This window comes from Flavobacterium bizetiae, from assembly GCF_024271895.1.
Taxonomy (GTDB): Bacteria; Bacteroidota; Bacteroidia; order Flavobacteriales; family Flavobacteriaceae; genus Flavobacterium; species Flavobacterium bizetiae.
The window spans coordinates 2,900,479-2,911,909 of record NZ_CP091861.1; the positions used below are offsets into that span (position 1 = coordinate 2,900,479).

9 protein-coding genes are annotated in these 11,431 nt (G+C 32.5%); 1 reads left to right on the top strand and 8 read right to left on the bottom strand.

All coding sequences use genetic code 11. The annotated features are described in order from the left end of the window. Positions 1–260 precede the first annotated feature (260 nt). Entirely contained in the window at positions 261–1,373 is a 1,113-nt protein-coding gene (locus tag L0669_RS12535; protein WP_263758031.1) for a lactonase family protein, read from the top strand. 132 nt (positions 1,374–1,505) lie between these two features. On the opposite strand, the gene L0669_RS12540 is transcribed toward L0669_RS12535, so the two are convergent. The 8 genes from L0669_RS12540 to L0669_RS12575 all read right to left on the bottom strand — a co-directional run bounded on the left by L0669_RS12540 (position 1,506) and on the right by L0669_RS12575 (position 11,422). Further along, the gene (locus L0669_RS12540; protein WP_055098242.1) at positions 1,506–2,858 is read right to left on the bottom strand and encodes a DEAD/DEAH box helicase; all 1,353 of its coding nucleotides are present in this window, start codon (positions 2,856–2,858) and stop codon (positions 1,506–1,508) included. 109 nt (positions 2,859–2,967) lie between these two features. After that, complete coding sequence (locus tag L0669_RS12545; RefSeq protein ID WP_263758032.1) at positions 2,968–3,336, bottom strand: response regulator transcription factor; 369 nt, start codon at positions 3,334–3,336, stop codon at positions 2,968–2,970. A gap of 10 nt (positions 3,337–3,346) precedes the next feature. Then, positions 3,347–5,497, bottom strand: a complete 2,151-nt coding sequence (locus L0669_RS12550; protein WP_263758034.1) for a DUF4838 domain-containing protein — start codon at positions 5,495–5,497, stop codon at positions 3,347–3,349. Positions 5,498–5,565: 68 nt separating this feature from the next. Further along, a complete protein-coding gene (locus L0669_RS12555) occupies positions 5,566–6,828 on the bottom strand; it encodes a YaiO family outer membrane beta-barrel protein (protein WP_263758036.1) in 1,263 nt (420 codons plus the stop codon). Between the two features lie 3 nt (positions 6,829–6,831). Then, positions 6,832–8,268, bottom strand: coding sequence for a glycosyltransferase family 2 protein (locus L0669_RS12560; protein WP_263758037.1), 1,437 nt, complete (start codon positions 8,266–8,268; stop codon positions 6,832–6,834). Then, positions 8,265–9,326: a HEAT repeat domain-containing protein gene (locus L0669_RS12565; RefSeq protein ID WP_263758038.1), complete on the bottom strand. Its 1,062-nt coding sequence runs from the start codon at positions 9,324–9,326 to the stop codon at positions 8,265–8,267. The genes L0669_RS12560 and L0669_RS12565 overlap by 4 nt, the downstream gene beginning before the upstream one ends. Before the next feature lie 178 nt (positions 9,327–9,504). After that, positions 9,505–10,602, bottom strand: a complete 1,098-nt coding sequence (locus L0669_RS12570; protein ID WP_263758039.1) for a beta propeller repeat protein — start codon at positions 10,600–10,602, stop codon at positions 9,505–9,507. Between the two features lie 193 nt (positions 10,603–10,795). Further along, on the bottom strand, positions 10,796–11,422 hold the full coding sequence (locus L0669_RS12575; protein WP_263758040.1) for a hypothetical protein: 627 nt from the start codon (positions 11,420–11,422) through the stop codon (positions 10,796–10,798). Between the last annotated feature and the right edge of the window lie 9 nt (positions 11,423–11,431).

Consider the following 11,431-nt stretch of genomic DNA (forward strand, 5'->3'; position numbering starts at 1 on the left):
GTTTTGTAGATGCTGGTCAAAAATACAAATTTTTCGTCAAACCATATAGGTAATAATATTTAAACCATATAAGTAATGTAAGAGATATAAGTAAAATGTAATGGAAAAAAAATTAAATGAACTTATATCACTTATATGGTTTAAAAAGTTAGCAACGAGTTTGAATAATGTAACTTTTGTAATTTCTTTTGTAACAAAAAATGGCTTTGCGAATGATATTATTGAGTATTTTAGCGTATTCAAAAAACAAATAAAAAACTATGAAAAGATTATATATGCTGCTTTTTTCAGCGTTAGCTTTTACAACTTCACAAGCTCAGAATAAATTTAATTTGCTGGTAGGAACTTACACGAATACTTGCGATAGTAAAGGAATTTATGTTTACGAATTTGATGCAGCTTCGGGTGATTTCAAATTAAAAAATTCTACAGAAAAAGTAGTAAGTCCGAGTTATGTATCGGTTTCAGCAAATAATAAATTTGTTTATGCAGTAAACGAAAACGGAACGCAAAGTGCTGTAACAGCATTATCGTATGATGCACCAACAGGTAAACTTAAAGTGTTGAATACAAATTCTTCTTTAGGCGCAGATCCTTGTCATTTGATTAATGACGATAAAAATGTGATCGTAGCTAATTATTCCGGAGGAAGTATCGCAGTATTTAAGAAAAATGCAGATGGAAGTATCACCGAAGGCCAACAATTGATTCAGCATGAAGGAAAAGGACCCAATGCGGCACGTCAAGAAAAGGCGCATGTGCATCAGGTTGTTTTTTCTCCGGACAAAAAGTTTGTTTTGTCGAATGATTTGGGACAGGATAAAGTTTTTATTTATAAATACAATGCAGGTGCAAGCCACGAAATGCTTACTTTAAAAGGAAGCGTTGATGTAAAAAAAGGAAGTGGCCCGAGACATTTAACTTTTAGTAAAGACGGTAAATTTGTGTATTTAGTTCAGGAATTAGATGCAACGCTTACTACTTTTAGTTATGATAAATCAGGAAGTTTAAAACTGATTGCGGAAACGAGTATTTTACCAAAAGGATTTACCGGAGGAACTGGTGCTGCGGCTATTAAAATTTCGCCTGACGGAAAGTTTTTATATGTAACAGATCGCGTTGATGCTAATAATATTTCGGTTTATCAAATTAAGAAAGACGGAAAAATTAAATTTGTTGAGCAACAAAGTACTTTAGGAAAGGGCCCAAGAGATTTCGCTATTGACCCAACAGGAAATTACCTTTTAGTTGGTCATCAATATACTAATGATATCATTATTTTTAAAAGAGATAAAATCACAGGAAAACTTACTAATACAGGAAAGAAAATTGAATTGTGTTCTCCGGTTGGATTGGTGTTTACCAAGATATAGTTTTCAGTCTCGGTCTCAGTTTTCAGTTTCCTAAAAGTGCTGAAAACTGAAACTGAAAACTGCGACAAAAAAAATCCAAATTCTAAGTTCAACAACTTGGAATTTGGATTTTTTTTATTGGAATTTTAGAGATTACTTGTTCTTATCTTTTCTCTTCTTATCTCTCGTTTTCAACATATTTCGGTTGACAGATCCGTGGGTTTTCTTTTTAGTTTTAGAAGGGCCTCCAAGGTTCACTTTTTTATTCTTTTTATCTTTTTCATGAAAAGCACCATCACCCGTTAGTTTTTGTTTTTTCATTAAAAACTTAATCGGTTGTTTGTCTTTTTCAGGTTCAATTAGTTTTGATGAAATTTCAACTTCTTCAGGAAAGTCAGCAATTGCCAATTCCTGATTCATTAGTACTTCCACTTCTACTTTAAATTCTTCTTCACGAGGTGTAATAAAGCTAATAGCGGTTCCTGTAGCATCTGCACGACCTGTACGACCAATTCTGTGCATGTATAATTCAGGAAATTCCGGAAGTTCAAAGTTAATTACGTGAGAGATATTCGAAATATCAAGACCTCTCGCCATAATATCTGTCGTGATCAATCCGCGTAGATTTCCTTCCTGGAATTCAGCCATAGTACTCAAACGGTAATTTTGAGATTTATTTGAGTGAATTACTCCAAACTGACCTTCGAAATCCTCTTCGATTCGGGTATGAAGCATATCCGAGATCTTTTTATTATTCACAAAAACCAAAACACGTTCCATGCTTTCGTTTGTTTCTAATAAATGTTTCAACAAATTTACTTTTGTATTGAAGTTAGGCACATTATAAGTAATCTGAGTAATATTTTCAAGCGGAGTTCCTGAAGCAGCAAGTGTTACTTCTTCCGGAAAATCAAAAAAGTCATTCAAAACAGCATCCACTTCATCAGTCATGGTTGCAGAGAAAAGAATGTTTTGACGTTTGGTTTTCATCATCGCCAAAAGCGCTGTTAATTGCGTACGGAAACCAAGGTTTAACATTTCATCAAACTCATCAATTACCAGTTTTTGAGTTTCATCAAAACGAATAACCGCATCAAGCGCTAAATCCATTGTACGACCTGGAGTTCCAACTAAAATGTCGACACCTTCGTAAACGGCTTTTTTTTGTGTATTGATATTTACCCCACCAAAAATACCAAGTGTTTTAACCGACATATATTTGGTTAATTTTTCGACTTCTTCTACAACCTGAACTACTAATTCACGGGTTGGAACCAGAATTACGATTTTAGGCGTATTGGTTGGTGTAAATTTGTATAATTTTAAAAGAGGTAACAAGTAGGCAAATGTTTTACCGGTACCGGTTTGTGCAATTCCCATCATATCCCGGCCAGACATAATCACGGCAAAAGATTTTTCCTGAATAGGAGTAGGCGTAACAAAGCCTAATTCGTCGATTGCTTTTTGTACTGATTTTGGAAGATTGAATTTTTCGAAAGTGCTCATTTGCATTAAATTTTGTGCAAATATAGCTATAAATAGCTGAAAATTGGTATTTCTTAGAAATTACGATAGTTTGGGGCATTCGTATTTCTCAAAAAACGACTTTGAATTGCTATAAAAATCGTTTTATTCGCAATAAAAGTTCATTTGGATTAAAGGGTTTTGCAATAAAATCATCAACGCCTAACTGAAAAGCTTCTTCGACCGTATTTTCTTCCTCACCAAGTGCCGAAAGCGCAACGATACGAATATCCTTAAAGTTTTGTTTGATATGGCTAATGATTTCCAACCCTGATTTAAGCGGTATAATAATGTTAGTAATCACTAAATCAGGCATAATAGTCGGAATTCGTTCTATAGCATTAATACCGTCTTTGGCAATACTTATTTTATAGCCTTCTCTTTTCAGAATAAATTTTAGAATTTCGATTGTCATGTCATCATGATCAATAATCATAATTTTTTTGTCACTCGTGTTCATGTTTTAAATGTCATTTTTTGTATAATTCTATTTCGTCCAGCATTACCATTGGTTTTTTATTTTTTCTTTTCCTCCAATTGGGTACTGCGGTTTGATTTTGTACAATTATTTTAATCGAGGCAAAACTACTAAAGCTTTGATCTTCAAATTCCCATGATTTTGTTGTAATTTCAAAGTCTTCTGTTAAATTGTCACAAATTTTTTCTTGCAGAAGATGCCACTTTTGATCTTTAAAACCATAAACCTTTATTTTTTTAGGCAAAAAGATCCAATGTCTCTGATCATTTAGGAAATTTATTTTTAAGATATTAAAATCCAGTTTTTTGGTTTCAATTTCAATTTCAGGATTGTTTTCGTACCATCCAATCCAGTTGATGTTGAAATCCTTATACCCTCTGTTTCCGTCCACTAAACCATAACTTCCTTTGCCTTTAAACTCATCAGAAGGTGGAGTAGTAAAGCTTACTTTTAAATCTTCTCCTAAATGTGTTACAGTATTTTTGCAGATTTCCAGCCATTCTTTATAATAATTATCAGGAGAAAGTCCGCCTTCGCTGAGTTCGTAAATACCAAATTGATTGCAGGCTTTGTTGAATTTTAAAACTCTTTCTGTCAAGCCTTCTCTTACCATTTTTTCTCCTTTAGAATTTACGATAAACATTCCGTGTTGGTTTTTTCCGTAAAATTTTGCCTGTTCAAAATAGACATATTCTAAAGCCAATCGTAATTTTTGAATTCGGGAACTCAAAACCGAATCATTTTCAATGGCGCCTGAAGCTTGTTCTAATAATTGATCGTATTGGTCCATCGCTTCCGGTGTTAGAAATGTATTTCTAGCATCTACCGGACTGGAATAAATATCTAAATAGGTGTTGCTTTTTTTCTGGTTAGTTTCGAGAAGATTTAAATATTTGCCGACAAAAGGAGCTGCTTTTCCGTAAAAACCTCTTAAAAAATCGGCAGTTGTGGCTTCGACATCAATATCGGTATTCCACATTAATTTTGCCAAAAGATATTGTCGTAACTCTGAGAAATCTCCAGCAATATCTGAATATCCCTGAACAAATAATCCTTTTACCTTATTCTTTTTAAAGAGTTTATAATTGCCCTGAAAAGACTCAAAATTTGGAAAAGGGGACATATAATTCGAAAACTGAACCGTATAATCCCAAAGAAATAAATGAGGTGAAGTAACGCTCCAGTTTTCTAACGTTTTTACAAACGACGGAGCATTTTCTGGTGTGATTGATTTTCCGCGATTCAATTCTATCGGGCAAAAAATAGTATAGATATTAGGCTCTATTTTCAAATTAACCGGAGGTTTAAAAGTATGAAGATAGGCGAGGGTTGTAATTTTTGTTTTTGGAAAATGGGCTGCAATTTTATTCAAAAAATAATAAAAGGAGCCTTGTGGTCCGCCGTGTTTTTTATTTAAAGCTTTACACTGAGTACATTCGCAATACACCACATCGTCATTTTGACTTACCGAATAAAATTGAGCATTAGGCTTTTCGGCTATAATCTGAGCCATTTTTTTCTCTACCAATTCTACAACCGTATCATTGCTCATACATAAAGACTCTGTATTGCGTTCGCCTTCGTACAAAGCAAAAAGTTTAGGATTGGTTTTAAAATATTCTTTAGCCGGAACCAAAACGCTAAAAGAATGTCCCCAAATACCAAAATCATCAACCTGCCAATCGAGTTTATGCCAATCCCTAAAATCTTCATCGTAACAATCAGGATAAAAAAGTGCCCGATAATCAAATGATGGCTCATGTATTTTTTGAGTGTTTTTTGCAAAAGTAAGCTGCGTTACCTTTGGGATATAGGTTTCTGAAGCAGTAAATTTTCTAAATTCCCAGATTTCTAACAAAGTAAAAACGGCATAACGAAGGTATTTTTGATTTGGCGCAATTAAGTAAATCGATTTTGAATCGCTTTTGATCTTAAATTCATTAGGCTTGAGTTTTTCAGTTGCTGATATTGATAGTATTATTTGTGATGCATTGCTTTCTTGTTGGCTTTCGGCTGTAATTTCAAAAGGTTTTGCGAATGCTTTATTCAAGTAATATTTTAATACTCTTGCGGCTTGCTGAGCATTTTCAGAAGTGGGAACAATTTTATTCGCATCCGTTATTATAATTTCAGATTGGGCCATTATATTTAAGCTAAATAAGAAAAAAAAGAAAAGTTGAAAGTAGTAGTATTGCTTTTTTCTCATGAGATTTAAAATTTGTATTGTAATAAAAAAGCAAAATCAAGTTCGGTTTGAAATTTGTTTTTCGTGTATTCCTGCTCATTATCGGTTATTAAGAACCCTACGATGTAATGATTGCTTATTAGTTTATTAAATCCCAAACTTAATCGATAAGAGCTTAAAGACTTTCGTCTGTCATATTCTGCAGCTGTGGTTCGATCATCAGGCGAAGTTCCGTATCCTGCTATTAACGTAATATAATCGTATTTTGTTTTATAATAATAACGACCCGTTAAAGTAAAAGAAGGACTATCTTCTTGAATATATGATCGTAGATTAACCCAATATGATCCAAAATATTTTCCGAGACCAACGTTTAGTGTTTTTAGATTGCTGTTGTCTTGCATGGCGATATAACGAACGCCTAAATCAGCTTCCCAGCCTTTGTTGAAATTATGAAAATAAGAATATCCCAAGCGCCATTCCGGAAAAGCACTGTCTTTGCTATAAGCCACATCAATATAAGAATAGTTGTTTTTTTTGGCAAAAAGATACGATTCGGCCTCAAACTGAAGTCCGCTGGCTTGTACTAAATCTGAAGAAAGTCGTTTGGCATAGCTCACTCTCCCAATCAAACTTCCCCAGGTTCGTTGATGCATATAATCGGCACTAACTAAATGCCACGGACCAACTCCTTCACGATCAATTGTGGTGATGTTATAATAGGCACCAACACGATCGATATTTGTTTTGGAGTATAAAGCAAAAAGATGCTGTTCTATGTCCGGATCGTTAGGAAATTTTTTTCGGATTGATTTTAAGTATTTAGCTTCATTTTGAGTATCATTTTGCAGCGAATAAATTGCAATTCGTTTCAGCCTAAAGGTTTTGTTGTCAGGATATAATTCGATTGCTTTATAGGTTAACTCTAAAGCTTCGGTGTAATTTTTATCTTCTAAATCTAAATTAATAAGATAAATAAAAGCATCTTCATATTTGGGATTTTTATCAATTACATAATTATAATAAAATCGGGCGCTGTCTTTTACTTTGAGTAAATCATAATTTCTGCCCAATGCTAAATGAAAATCGATATAATCGGGCGCTAATTTTTTGCCTAATAATCCTCTCTGAATATTAAGTTTATAATTAGGTCGTGCGCTTTTCATGTCTTTAGTTATCACCGTTAAAAGACTATCTGTGTCTATTTTTTGCGCGTTACTATTTTGGTTAGAAAACAAAAACAAGCAAAAAATCAATACAATTGTATGTAAAGTTGTGTTCTTCATCATCAATTATTTTTTAGTTGGGGTTGTGTAGCCTTTTCGAACCATAACACCCCAATTTTGTTCTTTTTTTCGAAAGAAGAGCCAATATCCTTTTAGTGATGCGAAAACCGTAATGGGATGATATACAAAAGGTTCCAGCGCAGCCATACCGATAAGAATTAGTAACTCTTTGTAATTGGCATAACTTTTATATAAAATCTCATCAATTAAGATGGATATTATCGTTATCGAGAGATAAAACAAGTACACTAATAGACTTATAATCAATAAATATTGGTAATCTATGATACCAAAAACAAAACTTGCAATTAAAGTGATTACACCTATAAATTCAATAATTGGAACTAAAAATTCAAAACTAAAAAAGTACGGTAATACCAAAAAACCGGTTCGGCCATATTTTGGATTCAGAAACATTTCTTTGTGTAAATACAATGTTTGTACCAATCCTCGTGCCCAGCGTATGCGTTGTCTTAAAAACACCTCTTTTGTACTCGGAACTTCTGTCCAGCAAAGCGATTCCGGAATGTATTTTATTAAAAAAGGCTCTTTATTATCGTGCATATATCTTCTCATTCTCGTCACCAATTCCATGTCTTCTCCTAATGATTTGTGCCAATATCCTCCGGCTTTTATTACAATGTCTTTGTCAAACATCCCAAGGCCTCCGGAAACAAGCAATAATCCGTTAATTTGACTCCATGCCATTCTTCCAAACAAAAAAGAACGTACGTATTCTAATTCCTGAAAACGCGGATACCATTCTTTAGGATAATGTACTTTAAACAAAAAGCCTTCTTTGATCTCGCAGGAATTCGAAATCCTGATTCCGGCGCCGCATGCTATTACGCGGGTTTCATTTTCCATGAAAGGTTTTGCCAGTTTTAAAATAGTATCTCTTTTTAAAATGCAATCAACATCTGTACATAAAAACAGCGGATATTGAGACGAATTGATTCCTGCGTTTGAGGCATCGGCTTTGCTTTTTCCGTTGACTTTATCAACAATCAATAGCTTTGAATAAACGGGATTTGTCGATTTATAGTGTCCACGAACAGGCTGCGTTATGATTTTTTCCTGATAGTAGAAATCAATTTTGACAAGATCGAATTCGGTAATTAGTTTTTCAAGCGTATCATCTGTGCTTCCGTCATTAACAATAATGATTTCATATTTTGGGTATGTTAATGAAAGTAAGGATTTTACGTTGTAGACAATATTTACACCTTCGTTGAAAGCCGGAGCGACGATCGAAACACCTAAAATATGATTGGAGCGAAGCAGCACTTCTTCGTCTAAATATTTCTGATATTTTAAATGTTTTATGATGGCCCAATACGATAATATCGAGAGGAATATGTAAAATAAAATATAGGCAATAGAAAACCAGGCTATAAAAAGATCATAACCCCAAATAAGATGTGATAGAAAATCATGAATCATAACTGGCGTTTTCTAATGTGATTGATCATTTTTTGTGTGTCTGCATCTTTTGTACCTAATACATTAAGTCCTGCAGGATCTATATTATTTAAACAGCAAACCATTTGAAGTTTGAGGTCTTTGATTTCTTCTTTTTTAATTTGATGGATTAAAAAATCTATTGTTTTTTCTGAGCCTATTGCTGACAGCGCTTCGAGAATTTCAAGTTGAATTTCTAATGTTTCGGTTTGTAGTAATGATAGTAATTCAGCTTCGGCTTCAAAAAGATAAAGGTCGCGAATGGCAATAATTGCATCTATGCGCAATTCTTTTTCTTCGTGATGTAAAAGCTTAATTATTTCTGCTGATTTGTTCCTGTAGTTGTAAAAGACCATCGTCATGACGGCCAGTTTTAGAATGGTTGGATTGTCTGATTGTATCCAAACATCGATATCGGGTGGAATTGGTATTTTTTCTGAATGTAAAACATCCATCACTTTTATGGTTGTAATAATCGAGACTTTTACCGGTAGTTTGTTTACGGCCTGCCAATCGCCTTTTGATAAAACCAAATAGGCAATATTAGCATTCGACCGAATAATTTTGTCCGGATGAAAAAGGTACTTTTTTAGAAGTGAAATTCCGGGTTTGTATTTTAATGCCTGAAAATGATAAATACCTTCACGTTTTTTATATTTTCTAAAATCCCGAATTAAACTTGCTGAATAATGATTAAGATCGAGTTGTTTGTAAATAAGAAGAATATTTTTTGCTGTCTTACCTTTTAAGTTGCTTTTCATCCGGATCATATCCTCGATGAGCATGTTTTTGCACCAGGTTTTATGTATCGGAATTTCTGATTTGAACTTCGCGATTTTATATTTTAAAGTATTTTTATCCGGTTTTGATAAGGTAATCTCTGTCAGGAAAATTTCAGATTTTCGTATTATAAGGTGTCTGTAAGGTAGTGTGTACTGATAATGAATTCTTTTTAGTATTAAAGCCAGCGCCAGAGATAAACTTGTAAATACAAATAAAGGAATGGCGTAATGTTTTATATAACCTATAAAATGTTCCATATAACATAGCTTTATGTAGTAATATTACGAAAAAAAACGCAATAAAGCTAATGAATGGGGGAGTTGTTGGGGTTTGAATTCTTTGAAAATTCTAATGTGAAGTAAGTTAGCAGATAGTTTGAAACCCCAATTAATTTGTTAATTGGGGATTTAGAATATTTTAAATTAGTTCTTATCTTTAATAATTTGTTTTATAAATTTTAGTATTTGTAACTAAGTAAATAAAGTTTCCAATTTTATAAAAATCAAGGCATGCTCCTTCAAGTTTTTCGCCATAATTCTCCCAGCTATTTCCTTTATCTTTTGATATAAAAACTTCATTATTACGACCTGCAAAAAGGTTATTGTCAATAGAGTAAAAACAAAAAACAGATGTTGGGGATAAATTGTTTTTCATTGAAAGTGTCAAATTAGATATGTTTTCGTCTGTACGGTAAATATTTCCAGGTGCACTGCCAGATCCTGTAGCGATAAAAAAAGTATTATTTAAAAATGCCATTGAAGTAATACTTCGTTCATCATTTAATTCATTATTCATCAAACTAAAATTATTGCCTCCATCTAAGGATTTATAAATTTGCCCAGTAACATTAAAACCTAAATAACTAGACAGTAAAAAAATACTAGAATTAACTTTTAAAAATTGTTTACCATTGTACTGGTTCTTTGTATCAAAAGCTTTAATAAATTTCCAATCTATACCATTATTGCTAGATTTAAAAACATAAGAACCAATAGTAACAAAAATATTTGAATCTATAATTGCAATAGTTCCAACTGAGCCAGTTATATAGGAAGCATCAGCCTGAGATACTAGAGTTGGAGAATAATAAGAACCTTCAATAGTTTTATAGTCATACAATGTATTCCAAACAGAAATCCAAGTGTTACCATTATCTATTGATTTATATATTCGAGTCTTAGTAGAACTGCCTGGAGACATAAAACTTGTGGTAGCATAAAGGGTGTTATTTAAATAATAAATTTTGCATACTCGTTTATCAATAAGACCATTGTTGATTGCAATCCAATTTTTTCCTCCATCAACAGATTTATATATACCATCTGCTACTGTCCCTATAAACAAATCTTTTCCATTTGTACAACTAGAATAAATTCCATATCCATTATCTTCACTAAATGGAACATTTGTCCATTCCGCAGAAGAAATATCGGTGTTATCAGAATCACTTTCTTCAGAGCTACTACAATTAGTAAATAAAGCTAACATAGAAACTACAAGACAAGCAGTTTTTAAAAATTTAAAATTTTCCATTTAGGGTTTTGTTTTGATTAATAAAATTCAAAAGTATTGGAATTGAAAAATCGAAAAAACAAGAATTAGTTATCGTATCTAATCCTTTATTTATCGTTAAATGGAATAAAAAAAAACTATTCGTTTATGAATAGTTTTTTAAGGTTGAATGAATCAATTATTAGCTTTTATTTTTAGTATCAAAATGTATATTTTATTTTAAAACTTCGATTTTAATTCTATAATTACCGCTAACAGGCACATCGGTATTTTTATTGATGAAAGTACAAGTAAAGTTTCCTTCGATGATGTAGAATTTAGATTGTGAATCTTCGGATACAAAATCAACTTTAGTTATTTTGTGTGTAGTTTGGCTGTTTGGTTTTAGATTTAAATAAGTATTCGTCTTTTTGTCTTCGTATACAATGCTTAAGTCATTGTTTAGATTACAAAAATCACTATCGATTCCGTCTGTTGAAAATGTCCAGATACTATTTGTATCCGTTATTCTTGTCGTAAGTATGTTGTTTTTTTGTGCATTTGCGTAATCATCAAGATTTTCAAAGTGAGCAAGACTAACTTCGACATATAAGGCTGAATTTTCTACCTCACCAACATACTGTAAAAATAAATCACCAGTATTGCTACAATTATCCTGGCCACCAAAACCGGTTGCATATAATCCTTCACTATTGAAAGTTGTACCGGATATATTTATTTTTAAGAATAAATCTTCATTTGAAGTTGAATCATTTTCATCAGAGCTGCTACAACTGCCAAATAGAATTAGAATTAAGGAACATACAGAAATTTTTACAAGTAATTTTAAATTATTCATCATATTGCTTTT

Coding starts and splice junctions, on each gene's coding strand:
- L0669_RS12535 (WP_263758031.1), top strand. CDS start 261: ATGAAAAGATTATATATGCTGCTTTTTTCAGCGTTAGCTTTTACAACT.
- L0669_RS12540 (WP_055098242.1), bottom strand. CDS start 2,858: ATGAGCACTTTCGAAAAATTCAATCTTCCAAAATCAGTACAAAAAGCA.
- L0669_RS12545 (WP_263758032.1), bottom strand. CDS start 3,336: ATGAACACGAGTGACAAAAAAATTATGATTATTGATCATGATGACATG.
- L0669_RS12550 (WP_263758034.1), bottom strand. CDS start 5,497: ATGGCCCAATCTGAAATTATAATAACGGATGCGAATAAAATTGTTCCC.
- L0669_RS12555 (WP_263758036.1), bottom strand. CDS start 6,828: ATGATGAAGAACACAACTTTACATACAATTGTATTGATTTTTTGCTTG.
- L0669_RS12560 (WP_263758037.1), bottom strand. CDS start 8,268: ATGATTCATGATTTTCTATCACATCTTATTTGGGGTTATGATCTTTTT.
- L0669_RS12565 (WP_263758038.1), bottom strand. CDS start 9,326: ATGGAACATTTTATAGGTTATATAAAACATTACGCCATTCCTTTATTT.
- L0669_RS12570 (WP_263758039.1), bottom strand. CDS start 10,602: ATGGAAAATTTTAAATTTTTAAAAACTGCTTGTCTTGTAGTTTCTATG.
- L0669_RS12575 (WP_263758040.1), bottom strand. CDS start 11,422: ATGATGAATAATTTAAAATTACTTGTAAAAATTTCTGTATGTTCCTTA.